Origin of the sequence: Streptomyces sp. NPDC002573, from assembly GCF_042889625.1 — a bacterium.
Lineage (GTDB): Bacteria > Actinomycetota > Actinomycetes > Streptomycetales > Streptomycetaceae > Streptomyces > Streptomyces gibsoniae.
Genome location: NZ_JBIARC010000008.1, coordinates 173,398 through 190,079, shown reverse-complemented (window position 1 = coordinate 190,079; position 16,682 = coordinate 173,398). Strand labels below are relative to the sequence as shown.

At 72.8% G+C, this 16,682-nt stretch carries 16 protein-coding genes; 7 read left to right on the top strand and 9 right to left on the bottom strand.

The window, feature by feature from the left end; genetic code table 11:
• Positions 1–36 precede the first annotated feature (36 nt).
• The 3 genes from ACFYX0_RS11145 to ACFYX0_RS11135 all read right to left on the bottom strand — a co-directional run bounded on the left by ACFYX0_RS11145 (position 37) and on the right by ACFYX0_RS11135 (position 2,072).
• The gene (locus tag ACFYX0_RS11145) at positions 37–717 is read right to left on the bottom strand and encodes a peptidase (RefSeq protein ID WP_388969127.1); all 681 of its coding nucleotides are present in this window, start codon (positions 715–717) and stop codon (positions 37–39) included.
• 191 nt (positions 718–908) lie between these two features.
• Complete coding sequence (locus tag ACFYX0_RS11140; protein ID WP_388969124.1) at positions 909–1,451, bottom strand: ATP-binding protein; 543 nt, start codon at positions 1,449–1,451, stop codon at positions 909–911.
• 252 nt (positions 1,452–1,703) lie between these two features.
• Positions 1,704–2,072, bottom strand: a complete 369-nt coding sequence (locus tag ACFYX0_RS11135) for an STAS domain-containing protein (RefSeq protein ID WP_311700371.1) — start codon at positions 2,070–2,072, stop codon at positions 1,704–1,706.
• A 251-nt stretch (positions 2,073–2,323) separates the two neighbouring features.
• Between ACFYX0_RS11135 and ACFYX0_RS11130 the strand changes: the two genes are divergently transcribed.
• Together ACFYX0_RS11130 and ACFYX0_RS11125 are read left to right on the top strand one after the other, a co-directional pair.
• On the top strand, positions 2,324–3,250 hold the full coding sequence (locus tag ACFYX0_RS11130; RefSeq protein ID WP_388969121.1) for an RNA polymerase sigma factor SigF: 927 nt from the start codon (positions 2,324–2,326) through the stop codon (positions 3,248–3,250).
• Positions 3,251–3,442: 192 nt separating this feature from the next.
• Positions 3,443–4,993: an RICIN domain-containing protein gene (locus ACFYX0_RS11125; protein WP_388969118.1), complete on the top strand. Its 1,551-nt coding sequence runs from the start codon at positions 3,443–3,445 to the stop codon at positions 4,991–4,993.
• A 3-nt stretch (positions 4,994–4,996) separates the two neighbouring features.
• On the opposite strand, the gene hutI is transcribed toward ACFYX0_RS11125, so the two are convergent.
• The 4 genes from hutI to hutU all read right to left on the bottom strand — a co-directional run bounded on the left by hutI (position 4,997) and on the right by hutU (position 10,480).
• On the bottom strand, positions 4,997–6,172 hold the full coding sequence (gene hutI, locus ACFYX0_RS11120) for an imidazolonepropionase (RefSeq protein WP_388969115.1): 1,176 nt from the start codon (positions 6,170–6,172) through the stop codon (positions 4,997–4,999).
• 35 nt (positions 6,173–6,207) lie between these two features.
• Positions 6,208–7,542 carry a formimidoylglutamate deiminase gene (locus tag ACFYX0_RS11115; RefSeq protein ID WP_388969112.1) on the bottom strand — a complete coding sequence of 445 codons (1,335 nt, stop codon included), beginning with the start codon at positions 7,540–7,542 and terminating at the stop codon, positions 6,208–6,210.
• The gene (locus ACFYX0_RS11110) at positions 7,539–8,747 is read right to left on the bottom strand and encodes an allantoate amidohydrolase (protein ID WP_355911675.1); all 1,209 of its coding nucleotides are present in this window, start codon (positions 8,745–8,747) and stop codon (positions 7,539–7,541) included. The genes ACFYX0_RS11115 and ACFYX0_RS11110 overlap by 4 nt, the downstream gene beginning before the upstream one ends.
• Before the next feature lie 68 nt (positions 8,748–8,815).
• Positions 8,816–10,480, bottom strand: coding sequence for a urocanate hydratase (hutU, locus tag ACFYX0_RS11105; protein ID WP_355911546.1), 1,665 nt, complete (start codon positions 10,478–10,480; stop codon positions 8,816–8,818).
• A gap of 273 nt (positions 10,481–10,753) precedes the next feature.
• On the opposite strand from hutU, the gene ACFYX0_RS11100 reads away from it, so the two are divergent.
• From ACFYX0_RS11100 to ACFYX0_RS11080, 5 genes are all read left to right on the top strand, one after another.
• Entirely contained in the window at positions 10,754–12,139 is a 1,386-nt protein-coding gene (locus tag ACFYX0_RS11100) for a diaminopimelate decarboxylase (protein WP_388969109.1), read from the top strand.
• 225 nt (positions 12,140–12,364) lie between these two features.
• Positions 12,365–12,763 (top strand): hypothetical protein, encoded by a 399-nt coding sequence (locus tag ACFYX0_RS11095; protein WP_311700364.1) that lies wholly within the window; start codon positions 12,365–12,367, stop codon positions 12,761–12,763.
• Positions 12,760–13,773, top strand: coding sequence for a hypothetical protein (locus tag ACFYX0_RS11090; protein WP_388969107.1), 1,014 nt, complete (start codon positions 12,760–12,762; stop codon positions 13,771–13,773). The genes ACFYX0_RS11095 and ACFYX0_RS11090 overlap by 4 nt, the downstream gene beginning before the upstream one ends.
• 40 nt (positions 13,774–13,813) lie before the next feature.
• Complete coding sequence (locus ACFYX0_RS11085; RefSeq protein WP_355911535.1) at positions 13,814–14,329, top strand: roadblock/LC7 domain-containing protein; 516 nt, start codon at positions 13,814–13,816, stop codon at positions 14,327–14,329.
• 17 nt (positions 14,330–14,346) lie between these two features.
• Positions 14,347–14,721, top strand: coding sequence for a hypothetical protein (locus ACFYX0_RS11080; protein ID WP_355911532.1), 375 nt, complete (start codon positions 14,347–14,349; stop codon positions 14,719–14,721).
• 29 nt (positions 14,722–14,750) lie between these two features.
• Here ACFYX0_RS11080 and ACFYX0_RS11075 read toward each other — a convergent pair whose 3' ends face one another.
• Positions 14,751–15,335, bottom strand: coding sequence for a hypothetical protein (locus ACFYX0_RS11075; RefSeq protein ID WP_388969104.1), 585 nt, complete (start codon positions 15,333–15,335; stop codon positions 14,751–14,753).
• Between the two features lie 78 nt (positions 15,336–15,413).
• Positions 15,414–16,256, bottom strand: coding sequence for a MurR/RpiR family transcriptional regulator (locus ACFYX0_RS11070; protein WP_388969101.1), 843 nt, complete (start codon positions 16,254–16,256; stop codon positions 15,414–15,416).
• Positions 16,257–16,682: the final 426 nt, after the last annotated feature.

The window sequence follows — 16,682 nt, the reverse complement described above, 5'->3', positions numbered from 1 at the left end:
CCCCGACGTCGTACGACCGCGCCGTGGGCCGTGCGGTCAGTGGCGAGCCGTCTGACGGCGGGTCAGCCACAGCGCCCCCGCCGTGCCCGCCAGCAGGACCGTGCCGCCGAGGGTGCCGAGCGCGATGACGGAGTCGTCGGGGCCGGTCCGCGGGAGCTGCCCGCCCACGTCCGTGCCGCTCGGGGCGGAGCCGGAGGAGCCGCCGCCCGCGGCGGTGACGTCCAGGCGCAGGGACGCGCCCGGGCTGTTGGTCGGCGAGCAGGTGGTGGTCGTGCCGAGCGCCTTGATGGTCAGCACGCCCGCGGTGAAGGTGACCTTGCCGGCCTTCTTCGGTGTGTAGGTGCCGCTGAGGTCGTTGACCTTGATGGGGGTGTTCGCGGGGATCGCCGCCTGGTTGGCGGGGCCGGTCACCGTCATGGTGCCGCTGTCGGCACCGCCCAGCACGATGGTGGCGCTCGGGTTCATCGCGCCCTCGCCCAGTTCGACCGGGCTGGAGGAGACGCCCTTCTGCCAGGACATGGTGATCTTGTAGCCGCCGCCGCTTCTGACGCCCTTGATGTCGATGGGCGACACGGCGGTCTTGACGCCGATCGGCGTCTGGCAGCGGTAGTTGACGTCGACGACATCGGCCCGGGCCGCCGGCGCGGCCAGCAGCACCGCCGAGCCGGCCAGGGCCGCGGCGGACGCGAGGGCGGCGGTTCGCTTGGGGTACGACACGGTCCCCTCATTCCTGACGGTACATCAGATGGGCCGTCAAGGTACGCCCGGCACCTTGTGGAGGGAAGACACAGTGCGCGCCGGATCTGTGGCGATCCGGCGCGTATCGAGTGAGGTGCCTGTGCTGTCCGTGTGAGGTGCTCGTGCCGTACGGAGAGGGTTCGCACCGACGGTGCGTCCCTGAGGCGCGGTCAGGCGGGGGCGCCCAGCTCCGCCCACACGGTCTTGCCCGCCAGGCCGGGCGTGCGCACGACCCCCCAGTCCAGACAGAGCCGCTGCACGATGAACATCCCGTGGCCGCCGGGGCGCCCGGCGCGGTGCGGGGTGCGCGGGGCGGGCTGTCCCGGGCCGTGGTCGGCGACCTCGACGCGCAGCACCTTGTTGTCGCAGGCGATCCGCAGTTCCTGCGGGCCCTCGGCGTGCAGACACGCGTTGGTGACGAGTTCGGAGACGACGAGCAGCACATCCTCGGCGGCGGCCCGCTGGTCGGCGGTGGCGGCGGGCAGCCAGCCCCATGCGTACAGCGCCTGGCGGGTGAAGTCGCGGGCGAGCGGTACGACGCCGCTCTGGCCCTCGAAGCTCAGCCTGCGGGCCTGCCGGGTGCGGTCCGGCGCCCCCTCGCCGGGCACGCCGGACGCGGCGCCCTCGGCGGGCGGCTCCTGCGCGGGCGTTCCGGAAGCGCCGTCGGGCTCGGGTCCGCGGTCGCCCGGCGAGCAGGGCCGGGTGGTGCTCATCAGCGCTTCACCTCACCGATTCACCAGTTCACGATTGAAGTCTCTGTACAGGGATGTACGGCGTTGCCACCGGTTGTCACTCAAGCTGCGCGCGGGTCTCTCCCTGCGCCCCTCCGCCGGGCCGCCGACGCGCTCAGCATGTCTCCTGCCCGACCGGACCGCCGGAACACCCACGGATTCGGCCGGAACCTGTGACACCTGTAACGCATCGGTCACACGGGGACGTCCCAGGGCGCGGGCGTGCACACCGCGCTACTCGGACAGGGCCGCGTCCAACGTGTCATGAACGGTGAAGACGGCATCCGCACCGGTGATCTCGAACACACGAGCCACCACCGGCTGCATCCCGGCCAGATGGATCCCACCGCCCGCGGCCTCGGCCTTCAGCCGGGCGGCGAGCAGTACGTTCAGCCCCGTGGAGTCGCAGAACTCCAGCCGCGAGCAGTCCACGACCAGGCGCGCGAAACCCTTCCCGAGGCAGTTCTCGAGCGGTTCGCGCAACAGATCGGCGGTGTGGTGATCCAGCTCACCCGCCGGAGTCACGACGGCACTCGTACCCTCTTGTCGCACCTCGACCAGAAGCCGGCCCGACTGTGCGCTGCCGACCGTCCCGCGGTCCATGCCGTGTCTCTCCCGACGTCGTCGCTATTGATGGACGCCCTCGAACACTACGCCTTCCTTGCGCTTCCCGACACCCGAACAACCCCACTAAAGCGGACATTTCTCAATGAAACGCACTTGCGGGCGGCCGACGAAAGCGGGTAGGGCTAGTAGAGACACCCGTACGACCACGGCCGGCTTCGGAGGCGCCGCACACCGCAGTGCACGTACAGGCATCGGCGGCCATACGCCGAGAACGATGGAGGACATTCATGTCACCCCGGCTCGACGCATCGCAGACCCGGAGGGCGACGTCGGCGCCCTCTCCGGTACGACCGGACGAGTACCCCACAACCGCCCCGGCACACTCCGACCGCATCCCCACGCAGCGCGGTCCGGTCGATCTCCCGGAGATCCCCCCGTACGACGAGGTGGGGGCCATGGACGCGCGGGCCCTGTCCAAGACGCTCTTCGAACGGCTGGAGTCGCTCGAGGAGGGCACGCACGAGTACTCCTACGTCCGCAACACCCTCGTCGAGCTCAACCTGGCCCTGGTCAAGTTCGCCGCCTCCCGCTTCCGCTCCCGCAGCGAGCCGATGGAGGACATCATCCAGGTCGGCACGATCGGTCTGATCAAGGCCATCGACCGCTTCGAGTTCAGCCGCGGGGTGGAGTTCCCCACCTTCGCGATGCCGACGATCATCGGCGAGATCAAGCGCTTCTTCCGTGACACCTCGTGGTCCGTGCGCGTCCCGCGACGGCTCCAGGAACTCCGCCTGGATCTGGCGAAGGCGGGCGACGAGCTCGCCCAGCAGCTCGACCGCGCGCCCACCGCGACGGAACTGGCTGAGCGCCTCGGCCTGTCGCGGGACGAGGTCGTCGAGGGCATGACCGCCTCCAACGCCTACACGGCGAGCTCCCTGGACGCACAGCCGGAGGAGGACGAGTCCGAGGGCGCGCTCGCGGACCGTATCGGATACGAGGACCACGAACTCGAAGGCGTCGAGTACGTCGAGTCGTTGAAGCCGCTGATCGCCGAACTGCCGCCCCGGGACCGGCAGATCCTGTCGCTGCGCTTCGTGGCCAACATGACGCAGTCGGAGATCGGCGAGGAGCTGGGCATCTCGCAGATGCATGTCTCGCGCCTGCTGTCCCGGACACTGGTACGGCTGCGCAAGGGACTCACGGTCGAGGAGTGAACGAGGCCGCTCTGCGGCAACCCCGCCCATGAGGAGGGGGGTTGCCGCAGGGCGGCCCCGGCAGCACCCCTTGAGTTACCCCGGGACACCCCTTTCCACAGGAGTGCTCTTCCACCACTATGGTCACCCACCAAACTGGCTGGTTCGTCAGCAACACGGCGGATGGCCGCCAGGGCGCGAGGAGGCAGGTGGATGGCCCGGGCCGACGGGACCGACAACGACGTCGAGGCCACAGGCGGGGTGCACGCGGACGCGTCCGACGGGCAGCTCACCGAGTTGCTGCAGGCCAAGGCGCCCGACGTCTACCCGGCACTGCAGGAGGTGCGCGCGCGGCACCGGCCGTCCGTGCTCCGGTACGCCCGCCTGTGCACGACGAGCGAGTCGTCGGCACGGCAGCTCGCCGCACAGGCGTTCACCCTCGCGGCCCGGGCGACGGCACGCGGCAACGACCCCGGTGTCCCGCTCAGGCACCAGCTCCTGCTGCTGACCGCGCGGCTGGCCGCCGCCTGGGCCCGCGACGAGCGGGCGGGCGGTCTCGACCCCGCCTTCCTGGTGGCCCTCGGACCGACGGAAGGCGACGGTCCCGTCCCGCCGATGCTGGCCGCGTACCAGTTCCTGCCGTCCCGCTCCCAAGGGCTCCTCTGGTACGGGGTCGTGGAGCGGGAACCCGAGGACCGCACGGCGGTCCTCCTCGGCCTGACCCGCGACGACGTCGACCACGGCATCCCGCAGGCGCTGGCGGCCCTCGCCCAGGCGTCCCTCAGATCCCGGCTGGCCGCCTCCCCCGACCCGCAGTGCGCGGACTTCCGGCGGCTGATCGAGGAGTCCGTACGGCCGGACAACCCGCGCTACAGCAGCGATCTGCACGCCCACATGGCGCACTGCCCGCACTGCACGGCCGCGTTCGAGGAGCTGTCCGCCCTGCGCGACCAACCCCGCACGGCACTCGCGGAGGGCCTGCTGCCCTGGGGCGGCGCGGCCTATGTCACCCGCCGCGAGACCGAACCCCCGGCCCGGCCCCGGGCGGCCACGGCCGCCTGGCCGCACTCCCGCCGGCTGGCCCTGGCCTCGGCGGGCCTCGGCGTGGCCCTCGTCCCGCTGCTGCTGTTCCTGGTCGCGTCCGGCAACGCGCCGCAGCGGCACTCCGTCCAGACCGCCGCGACCCCGGCACCCGTGGGCCCGCCGCCGGTCACGGTGACGGCGACGGTCTCGGCGCCCCCGCCGAAGCCGAAGCCCTCCCGGACCTCCGCGTCCCCCTCCCCGACCCCGAGTCCCACACCGTCGAGGACGGCGCAGCCGAAGCCGTCCCCCAAGCCGACCCCGCGCCCCGTCCCGACACACGCGCCGAACGGCACCTTCGCGCAGGTGGTGAACGTCGCCTCGGGCCTGTGCCTGGACGTCGCCGGGGACTTCGACGACGGCACGGACGTGGCCATCGTGGCCTGCACGTCCTCCCCCAGCCAGCGCTGGCGCGTCGACTCCGACCGCGACGTCCTGCAGTCGTACGCCGATCCCGACTACTGCCTGGACAGCCGCGGCTCGACGGACAGAGGCGTCGGGATCTGGACGTGCGACTCGGTCTACAGCCGCAACGGCCGGAACCTCAGGTTCAGCGTGGACGGCGACGGTGTGATCAGCCCGGCCATCGACTACGACACCGCGCTCACCGCCGACGACTACGGCCTGTCGCTGTCGTCGCTGACCGGGGACGCGGACCAGCGGTGGCGGGCGGGCGCGAGCTGACGGTCAGACGACCCGGACGCCGCGCCGCCACACACCGGTGACGAGCGGTACGCCCGGCCGGTAGGCCAGATGGACATGGCTCGGGGCGTCGAGGAGCGCCAGGTCCGCGTACGCGCCCGGGGTGAGCCGGCCGATGTCCGTTCGCCGCAGGGCCTGCGCTCCGCCCGCCGTGGCGGACCAGACGGCCTCGTCCGGGGTCATCCCCATGTCCCGGACGGCCAGCGCGATGCAGAAGGGCACGGAGGACGTGAAGGACGACCCCGGGTTGCAGTCCGTGGACAGGGCCACCGTGACACCCGCGTCGAGCAGCCGGCGGGCGTCGGGCCACTGCGCCCGGGTGGAGAACTCGGCGCCCGGCAGCAGCGTGGCGACCGTGCGGCCGGCGGCCAGCGCGTCCACGTCGGCGTCCGTGAGATGGGTGCAGTGGTCGGCGCTGGCCGCGCCGAGTTCGACGGCGAGCTGCACACCGGGGCCGTACGACAGCTGGTTGGCGTGGATGCGCGGGTGCAGGCCCTTCGCCTTGCCCGCGGTGAGGATCGCCCGGGCCTGGTCGCCGTCGAAGGCGCCCTTCTCGCAGAACACGTCGATCCACCGGGCGTGGGGGGCGCAGGCGTCGAGCATCTCGCCGGTGACCAGGGCCACGTAGGCGGCGGGGTCGTCGGCGTAGTCCGGGGAGACGATGTGCGCGCCGAGGTAGGTGACCTCGTCCGTGTGCGCGGAGGCGATGCGCAGGGCGCGCGCCTCGTCCTGGACGGTGAGGCCGTAGCCGGACTTCGTCTCGAAGGTGGTGGTGCCCTGGCGGAGGGCCTCGGCGAGGTAGCGGACGAGGCCGGCCTCCAGCTCCGCGTCCGTCGCGGCGCGGGTCGCCGCGACGGTCGTGCGGATGCCGCCCGCCGAGTAGCCGCGGCCCGACATGCGGGCGTTGAACTCCTCGGTGCGGTCGCCCGCGAAGACGAGGTGCGAGTGGGAGTCCACGAAGCCCGGGATCACCGCCCGGCCGCCGGCGTCGACCCGGTTGTCAGTGGCCGGTGCTTTGCTTGACTCACCGATCCACGCGACGCGGTCGCCGTCGACGACGACGGCCGCGTCACGGATCAGACCGAGGGGAGAGGTGTCACCGAGGGAGGGGTCGTTGGTGACCAGGCTGGCGATGTTGGTGATGACCGTGCTGCTGCTCATGGGTTCCTCGTGGGTGGCCGGGCCGGTGGGGGGCGTCAGGCGCGCAGGGCTTCGACGGCGTCCGCCAGCGCCCGCGGCACGTCCGGTACGCGGGTGTGCGCCCCGTCGCGGACGACATGGCGTCCGCCCACGACCGTATGGCGCACATCCGCGGCCGTCGCGGCGAATACGGCCGTCTCGGCGCCCAGCCGCGGCAGCGGTCCCGCGGTCCTGACCGAGTCGAGCGCGATCGTCGTGAAGTCGGCGGGCGCGTCGGCCTCCAGGACGCCCGCGTCCTGCCAGCCGAGCGCGGCATGCCCGTCGGCGGAGGCGGCCCGCAGCAGCGCCGCCGCCGTCCAGTGGCCGCGGGTGCGGGTGCGCAGCCGCTCGTTGAGCTCCATGGCGCGCGCCTCCTCGAACAGGTCGATGACGGCATGGCTGTCGGAGCCCAGCGAGAGCGGGGAGCCGGCCGCCTGCAGGGCCACGGCCGGGCCGATGCCGTCCGCGAGGTCCCGCTCGGTGGTCGGGCACATACAGGTGCCGGTGGAGGTGGAGCCGATCAGCCGGATGTCCTCGTCCGTGAGATGGGTGTTGTGGACGCCGGTGGTGCGCGGTCCGAGCACGCCGTGGTCGGCGAGGAGGCGGGTCGGGGTGCGGCCGTGGGCCTGCCGGCAGGCGTCGTTCTCCGCCGTCTGCTCGGACAGATGGACATGCAGCGGGGCCCGCCGCTCCTCCGCCCACCGCGCCACGGTCGCCAACTGGTCGGCGGGCACGGCCCGTACGGAGTGGATGGCCGCGCCGATCCGCGCGTGCTCCCGTTCCTTGAGAACTGAACAGCGTTCGGCCCAGGCCTCGGCGGTGCCGTCGGAGAAGCGGCGCTGGTGGGCGTTGGGCGGCTGTCCGAAGCCGGAGGACAGATAGGCCGTGTCGAGGAGGGTGATGCGGATGCCGGCCTCGGCGGCGGCGTCGATGAGGGCCTCGCCCATGGCGTTGGGGTCGGCGTACGGGGTGCCGTCGGGGGCGTGGTGGACGTAGTGGAACTCGCCTACGGCGGTGATCCCGGCCAGCGCCATCTCCGCGTACACCGCGCGGGCGAGCGCGTGGTACGTCTCGGGGGTGAGCCGGTCGGCGAACGCGTACATCGCCTCCCGCCAGGTCCAGAAGGTGCCGGAGCCCACCTGGACCGCGGAGCGCAGGGCGCGGTGGAAGGCGTGCGAGTGGGCGTTGGCGAGCCCGGGCAGGGTGAGCCCGCGCAGGATCTCGGCATCGGGCGGCGGGGTGGCGACGCCCGTGCGGACCGAGGCGATACGGCCGTCGGCGACCTCCAGGGCGACGCCCGGCTCGACGACGGGGTCGAGCCAGGCGTGCTCCAGCCAGTACGTCTGCGTCACCTGCGGACCAGCCCTTCCAGTACGTCGGCGAGTGCGGTCACCCCGGCCAGGCAGTCGTCCTCGGCGGCGTACTCGGCCGGGGAGTGGGAGACGCCCGTGGGGTTGCGCACGAACAGCATGGCGGTGGGGATGCTGCCGGAGAGGATTCCGGCGTCGTGTCCGGCACCGGTGCCCAGCACGGGGACGGTCAGTCCCGGGCCCCTGTCCCGGCCGAGGATACGGGCCAGTTCGTCGCGCAGCGCGTGGTCGAACTCCACGACGGGTGTGAAGGACTCGCGGACGACGTCGAGCCCGATGCCGTGGGCGTCCGCGTGCTCCCGGGCCGCCTTCTCGATGCCGGCGACGACGGCGTCCAGGCTCTCCTGGCCGGCGGCCCGGGAGTCGAGCCAGCCGCGCACGAGGGAGGGGATGGCGTTGACGCCGTTCGGCTCCACGGCGATCTTGCCGAAGGTGGCGACGGCACCGGCGAGTTCGGCCTCCCGGCGGGCGGCGAGGACGGTCTCGGCGTACGACAGCATGGGGTCGCGGCGGTCCACGAGCCGGGTCGTACCCGCGTGGTTGGCCTCGCCCCGGAAGTCGAACCGCCAGCGCCCGTGCGGCCAGATCGCGCTGGCGACGCCCACGCGGTCACCGCTCAGGTCCAGGGCCCTGCCCTGCTCCACGTGCAGTTCGACAAACGCGCCGATACGGCCGAGCCGCTCGGGGTCGGGCCCGATGGCCTCGGGGTCGTACCCGGCTGCCTCCATGGCGCGGGGCAGCGTGATCCCGTCGCCGTCGGTGAGCCGGTGCGCCTGCTCGACGGTGAGCTGCCCGGCGGTCAGCCGCGACCCGACGCAGGCGAGCCCGAACCGGGCGCCCTCCTCGTCCCCGAAGTTGACGACGGCGAAGGGCCTGGCGAACTCCACGCCCCGGGCGCGCAGTTCGTCGAAGGCGGCGAAGGAGGACACCACGCCGAGGGGTCCGTCGAAGGCGCCGCCGTCGGGCACGGAGTCCAGATGGGACCCGGTGACCACGGCGTCCCCGGCGGCGGGGTCACCGAACCAGGCCCACTGGTTGCCGTTCCGGTCCACCTCGTGGACCAGACCCCGGGCCCGGGCCTGCTCCTCGAACCAGGCCCGGCACTCGCCATCGGCCCCGGTCCAGGCGAAGCGCCGGTAGCCGCCGGAGCCGGGGTGGCGGCCGATGGGTTCCAGCTCCCGCCACATCGTGTGGAAGGAGCTGCCGGAGACGGGCCGGGGCGCCACGGCCCCGTCCCGTCCCGCTGCCTCGTGCGTCACGCGTCGTCACCTTCACGCATCGGAACGCGCACGCCCCGCTCCCCGGCCACCGACTCCGCGATGTCGTAGCCCGCGTCGACATGCCGGATGACGCCCATGCCGGGGTCGTTGGTGAGCACGCGGCGGATCTTCTCGCCGGCCAATTGCGTGCCGTCGGCCACCGTCACCTGACCGGCGTGGATGGACCGGCCCATGCCGACTCCGCCGCCGTGGTGGATGGACACCCAGGACGCGCCGGAGGCCACGTTGACCATGGCGTTGAGCAGCGGCCAGTCCGCGATCGCGTCGGAGCCGTCGAGCATCGCCTCGGTCTCGCGGTAGGGCGAGGCGACGGATCCGCAGTCGAGGTGGTCGCGGCCGATGACGATCGGCGCGGCCAGCTCCCCGCTCGCCACCATGTCGTTGAACCGCTCACCGGCCTTGTCCCGCTCGCCGTAGCCGAGCCAGCAGATCCGGGCGGGCAGGCCCTGGAAGTGGACCCGCTCACCGGCCATCTTGATCCAGCGGGCGAGGGACTCGTTCTCGGGGAAGAGGTCGAGGATCGCCCGGTCGGTCTTCGCGATGTCGGCCGGGTCGCCGGACAGCGCCGCCCACCGGAAGGGGCCCTTGCCCTCGCAGAACAGCGGCCGGATGTAGGCGGGCACGAAGCCGGGGAAGGCGAAGGCGCGGTCGTATCCGGCCAGTTGGGCCTCGCCGCGGATCGAGTTGCCGTAGTCGAAGACCTCCGCGCCGGCGTCCATGAAGCCGACCATCGCCTCGACGTGCCGGGCCATCGACTCCCGGGCGCGGGTGGTGAAGCCGGCCGGGTCCTTGGCGGCGTAGGAGGCCATGTCCTCGAAGTCGACGCCGAGCGGCAGATACGCCAGCGGGTCGTGGGCCGAGGTCTGGTCGGTGACGATGTCGATGGGGGCGCTCATGGCGAGCAGCTGCGGGACGAGCTCGGCGGCGTTGCCGAGGACGCCGATGGACAGCGGCTTGCGCTGGTCGCGCGCCTCGACGGCCAGCTGGAGGGCGTGCTCCAGGGAGTCGGCCTTCACGTCCAGGTAGCGGTGCTCGATACGGCGCTCGATGGCGCGCGGGTCGCAGTCGATGCAGATCGCGACACCGTCGTTCATCGTCACGGCGAGCGGCTGGGCTCCGCCCATGCCGCCGAGGCCGGCGGTCAGGGTGATCGTCCCGGCGAGGGTGCCGTTGAACTTCTTGGCGGCGACGGCGGCGAAGGTCTCGTAGGTGCCCTGGAGGATGCCCTGGGTGCCGATGTAGATCCATGAACCGGCGGTCATCTGCCCGTACATGGTCAGGCCGAGGGCCTCCAGACGGCGGAACTCCTCCCAGTTGGCCCAGTCGCCGACGAGGTTGGAGTTGGCGATGAGGACGCGGGGCGCCCACTCGTGGGTCTGCATGACGCCGACGGGACGGCCGGACTGGACGAGCATCGTCTCGTCCTGCTTGAGGGTCCTCAGCGTGCGGACCATCGCGTCGAAGGAGCGCCAGTCGCGCGCGGCCTTGCCGGTGCCGCCGTAGACGACCAGCTTGTCGGGATGCTCGGCGACCTCGGGGTCGAGGTTGTTCTGCAGCATCCGCAGAGCGGCCTCCTGCTGCCATCCCAGGGCGCTCGGTTCCGTGCCACGCGGCGCTCGGACGGGGCGGGGTCCTGACATGGTCTGCCTCCTGGTGGACGGCCGCACGCGGCCCGAAGGGGGCGCGCGGGGACTGTTGCAGCGGTTATTCACATCCTCGCTTCCTGAATAGAACTAGTCAATACGTTCTTGCGCCAGCACCGGAGCGACCGGGATGTTTGGCTGGAGACAGAGCCGCGACGGCCGGGGTTTCGAACCGGAGAACGCCCGAGAACAGGGCGCCCGCGGGACGCCACACGGGGGAACGGGGGCGCGGCGAACATGAGGCACGGCGGGACGGGGGACGCGGTGAATATGAGGCACAGCGGGACGAAACACAACAACCACCACGAGGACGGCCGCCCCGACGACGCCAAGCGGGTGGCGCGCCGGGACGAGGCCGTGCGCAGCGCCGTGGAGCAGGGACTTCTGGGGCCGGGCACGCCCCTCGTCGGCCTGCTGGACGTCGTCGGCATCCGCGACTCGGCGGCGGCGCTGCGGGCGGCCTTCGGCGCGGTGGTCGCGCCCGGCACGGCGGTGCTGCACGCCTTCGCGGTGAAGGCGGCCCCGCTGGTCCCGGTGCTGCGGCTGCTGCGGGAGGCGGGCATCGGCGCCGAGGTGGCGAGCCCCGGGGAACTGGCACTGGCCCGCGCGGCCGGGGTGGAGCCGGGGCGGACGGTGCTGGACTCCCCCGCCAAGACGGCTCAGGAGCTGCGCGAGGCGCTGGCACTGGGCATCGCCGTGAACGCGGACAACCCCCAGGAGCTGGAGCGGATCGACGCCCTCGTCCGGGAGACGACGACGTCCTCCCCGCTCGGGATGCGGGTGAACCCGCAGGTCGGCGCGGGTGCGATCGACGCGCTGTCCACGGCGACCGCGACCTCCAAGTTCGGCGTTGCGCTACGGGACGAGGGGGCGCGCGAGTGGCTGATCCGCGCCTATGCCGAGCGGCCCTGGCTGACCCGGCTGCACGCGCACTCCGGCTCGCAGGGAGTCCCGCTCTCACTGATGGCACGGGGCATCGCGGAGTGCTACGCGCTCGCCGAGGAGATCAACCGGCGGACCGGCCGCCGTCAGATCGACACGATCGACATCGGCGGCGGGCTGCCGGTCAACTTCGCGTCGGACACGACGACCCCGACGTACGCGCAGTACGCACGGCTGCTGGCGGAGGCGGTGCCGGGGCTGTTCGACGGGCGGTACGGACTGGTCACGGAGTTCGGGCGGTCGCTGCTGGCCAAGCACGGGACCGTGGTGGCGCGGGTGGAGTACGCCAAACGCGCGGGCGGCCGGGCGGTGGCGATCACCCATGCGGGCGTGCAGGTCGCGACCCGCACGGTGTACGCGCCGGGGGCCTGGCCGCTGCGGATCGCGGCGTACGACGCCAAGGGGCACCCCAAGGAGGGGCCCGTCGTGGCGCAGGACGTGGCGGGGCCGGCGTGCTTCGCGGGCGACCTGCTGGCCTCGGCGCACCCGTTGCCGCTGCTGGAGCCGGGCGACCATGTGGCGGCCCTGGACACCGGGGCGTACTACTTCGCGCACCACTACGCGTACAACTCCCTGGCGCGGCCCGGGGTGTACGGCTATGCGCCGGGCGCGGACGGCGGAACGCGGTTCGCGGTCGTACGGGATCCGCAGACCGTCGAGGAGATCGTCGCCGAATCGGGCGGGGGGCGCGTAGGCACATTGACGGAGCTCTGAGAAGCGCGCCGGGCGGCGCCCGCTCGGGTGCGCGCCGCCCGCATCCGCGCTGGTCAGCGCGGGGGTGCCGGGTGCACACCAAGGCCCTCGCAAACAAGGTCAGTTGACCTACCTTAGCGATCCCGCGCATGTTCCACTGGAAAATGCCGGAAGCCTCACTCCCCACGCACACGTTGCGTAGCGTCAGGGTCACTCAGCCGTACCCGAGGCGGGAGGGGAGCCACGGTGCCCGGAATCGACGAGTGCCTGTTGGAAGCCATGCGACTACCCGGTGCCAGGGGCGCCGCGGTGGTCGACTGGACCAGCGGGCTCGCGCTGGGCACAGTCGGGGAGTCGCCCGGCGGTGACCACGAGACGACCGCGGCGGAGGCCGCGGAGCTGGCCCGGCTGGCCGCGGAGCACCGGGCGTTCGCCCCGGAGGAGGACGCCGACTGGTCCGACGCCGCCTGCCCGGTCGAGGACCTGATCATCGCCAACCGGGACAGCTACCACCTGCTGCGGTTCGTCCCGACGACGTTCGACAGCAGCGTCTTCCTGCATCTGTGGCTGGCCCGCTCGGAAGGCAACCTCGCCCTCGCCCGCATCCGGCTCGGCGAGATGGCCGGGCGGCTGGTGCTGGGATGACGATGGTCGCTACTCCTCCGCCCCCGCTGCCCGTGCGCCAGCGCACGCAGATCCCGAGCGGCGGTCTGTCCCCCATGCTCGGCCGGCTCGCCGTCGAACGGGCCACCGGAGTGCTGATGCGTGAGGGCGGTCTGCTCCATCTGGTCGACGGCCAGGTGGTGTACGCCGAGAGCCCCTCGACCCCGGGCCTCGACGTCCTGCTCATCGCGCACGGCGCGCTCGACGAGAACGGCTGGCGGGAGGCGGTCGCCGAGGCGGCGACCCGGCGGCGGGTGGGACGGTTCCTGGTCGACAGCGGCCGGATCAGCGAGGGCGCCCTGGAGCTGTGCCATCTGGGGGCGCTCTACGACGCGGCGTACTTCGTCCTCGGCCCGAGCAGCGCCCCCGCCCGCTTCCGCTACGGCGACGCGCACTGGCTCGGCCCGGTGCACCCGGTACCGGTGGCCGGGGTGGAACGCGAGACGCTGCGCCGCCGCGAGCTGCTGCAGCGCATCTGGCCCGACCCGGCCATCGACGAGGCCCCGCTCCAGCGCACCGGCCGCCGGGCCGGCCCGGCGGTCACCCCCCGCCAGGGGGAGGTGCTCGATCTGATCGACGGAGTACGCACAGCGGCGGACATCTCCCGGGCGCTGGGCCGACCGGCGTTCCACACACTGGTCGACGTACGGCGGCTGGCGGGGGCGGGCGCCGTCACGACCCGTCCGCACCAGGCCCCCGGTCCGGCACCGGAACCGAGCCCGGTTCCGGGCCCGTTGCCGAATCCGCTGCCAACTCCGGTTCCGGATCCGGTACCGAGTCCGGTGCCGGACGCGTTCCCGGCCCCGGGCCCGCTCGCGGCCCCCGACCCGGTTCCGGGCCCGGGCCCGATGCCGGGCCCGCTGCCTCCCGCACAGGCGCCGTCGCCCGCACCGGAGGCCGGGGTGCCCATGCCCGCCGACGTGCTGCCGCCGTTCGCCGACCCCCACATCACGTTGCTGAAGAGGCTGAGGGATGCGCTGGAGGCCCTTTGACCGGCTCGACCGCCCACGCCCCGCCGAGAGGAGACCCCTGATGGACGCGGAGCCCGAGGTCCTCGACGAACTCCGCCGCCTGAGAACCCGTATCCCCCAACTGACCGGTGCCCTCGCGGCCAGCGTCGACGGACTCGTCCTCGCCCAGGACACCGCCGGCGTCGAACCGGAAGGGGTCGCCGCGCTCACCGCCGCCGCGCTGGGTGTCGCCCTACGGCTGGCGGAGGCGACGGGACAGGGCGACTTCCGCGAACTGCTCGTGCGCGGCGTCCACGGCTACGTCGCCACGTACGCGGCGGGCCGCAGCGCCGTGCTCACGCTGCTCGCCCAGGACCGCGTCAACGTCGGCCGGCTGCATCTGGAGGGCCGACGGGCGAGCAGCCGGATCGGCGAGCTGATCGACGAGGCCGTCCTGCGGGCCGAGCCGCCGCAGTCCCGCACCGCCAGGACCCCCACCACTGCCACCACCAGGTCCGCCCCCTTGCGGACCCGCACCGCGCGCACCCCCGCGAGCCCTCGTTCGGCCGCGAACGCGCGCACCACCACGGAAAGTTGAAAGGACACACTCCGAAAATGGCCAACACCGAAACCACGCTGAAAGAAGCGCTCGCGTCCATCGAGGGCGCGACCGCGGCCGCCCTCGTCGACTACACGAGCGGCATGGCGCTGGGCACGCTGGGCGGCAGCAAGAGCTTCGACCTCACGGTCGCGGCCGCCGGCAACACCGATGTCGTCCGGGCCAAGCTGCGCACCATGGAGCACCTCGGGCTCAAGGGACAGATCGAGGACATCCTGATCACGCTGTCCGACCAGTACCACCTGATCCGGCTGCTCACCGGCCGCGGCGGCAACGGCCTGTTCCTCTACCTGGTCCTCGACGCCAAGCGCGCGAACCTGGCGATGGCTCGCCACCAGCTGAAGAAGATCGAGGAGGACCTGGAGGTCTGACCGCCCGGCCCGTCCGCTGCCGGTCCGCGCTACACCAGCTCCGCGGTACGGCGGCGCGCCCCGCCGGGGGCCGCGTCGCCGGCCGCGATGCCGGTGCTGCGGTAGCCCTTGACCGATGTGCCCGCGGGCGTGCCGCCGCGGCGGCCGAGCCAGTCCACGCGCACCCACAGCAGTGCGTCGTCGGCGCGCTCACGGCGGCCGAGCCAGGCGGCCTTCAGCCACAGCCCGGCGCCCGTCCCGGCGAGCAGCATCCCGCCGGTGGCGGGCACCGCGAAGGAGCAGGCCAGCGCGGCGCCGAAGGCGGCGAGCAGCCACCAGCGGTGCCCGCGCCGCCAGCTCCGCACGGTGACATGGCGGTCCTGGAGCACGTCGTACTTGCCGGCGCGGGCGGCACCCCGCGCGAGGGCCGTGTACCGCTTGCGGCGGGTGTACGCGACCACCGCCGCGGCCACGACGAACAGCGCGGCGCCCCCCAGGACGCCGATGCGACGTCCCGTCACTCCGGGCACCAGGATCCCGATACCGGCCGCGAACACCCCGAGCCACCACAGCGGTGCGGCTCCGGCCCGTACGACGACGGCCACCCGTGCCAGTCCCTGACCCCCGTGCGCCATCTCAGCCTCCCGTCCTGTCCGGTCCAGCGCTTGGTGGCGCAGGCTAACGAGCGAACGTGAGACGAGTCTGAAAACGGGCTACTCCACGAACAGCCCCCGGGCCACCGCCCTCGTGTCGAACTCCTCCAGACGCGCCTGCGCGTCCGGCAGGTCGTCGCACATCGCCTCCAGAAGGACCCGGCCGAGCAGCATCGGCGCGCAGGCCGTGTCGAAGGCGAGCCCCGTGCCGACGGCGGCCGGCAGCAGCAGGTCCGAGACCTTGGCCACCGGGGCGAACACCGAGTCGGCGACCGTGACCACCCTCAGATCCGCCTCCCGGGCGTAGGCGAGGGCGTCGAGGACCTCGCGCGGATGCCGGGGCAGCGCGAAGCACAGCAGGGCGCTCGCGCCGGCCCGTACGGCCGCGTCGATGCGGTCGTTCAGCATCGTGCCGCCCTCGTGCAGCAGCCGTACGTCCGGATGGACCTTGGCGGCGAAGTACGCGAAGCCGTACGCCTGGGAGGCCGCGGCCCGCAGGCCGAGCACGGGCAGCGGGCGGGAGGCGGCGAGGATCCGTCCGGCCTGCTGCACGGGCCGCGGGTCGGCCAGCACCTCGGCCAGATGCCTCAGGTTCTCGATCTCGGCCTCCACGGCCTGCTGGTACTCGTTGTACGCGCCGGGGTCCGCCGTCTGTTCCGCCGGCGCGACCTCACGCAGGTGCCTGCGCAGCGCCGGGTAGCCGTCGAAGCCGAGGGCGACCGCGAACCGGGTGACCGACGGCTGGCTCACTCCGGCGAGTTCGGCCAGCTCCACGCTCGACAGGAACGGCACGTCGGCGGCGCGCCGCACCATGCTGTGCGCGATACGCCGCTGGGTCGGCGTGAGCCGGTGCCCCTCGAAGAGCGTCTGCAGCCGTGCCGCAGGGCTTTCGGTCACGCTCATCACGTCCTCCCCCTCCAGATGTTCCGCGCACCGGGCCCGGCTCCGACGCGACGGGTTCTGGCGCCCACGGCCGCGGTCGGCCACCAGACGGTACGCGCTGCGGGCACGCGGTGTCTCACGTCCGGGCCCTCTTCCGGGCAGTGCACACCTATTCAAACACCCCAGCGTCTGCATGGCGATATGCAAGCGGGGGTGTGCGCCATGGTGCGGCGCGTGCGCCGGAGCATGCGGACGGATGCGCCGGCTTACGGCCAAGCCGCGGTATCGCGGCATCGATGATCCGACGACGAATCCACCAAGCATCCTTAAATCGACACACACCGCGACCGTGCGGATACCTACAGTGAACAGGCGTCGCGTTCAACGCCCCCGGTGAGCGCGGCGCTCCAGGACCCTTCGGCGAGCCCCACCCCGAAGAGGGGGGCT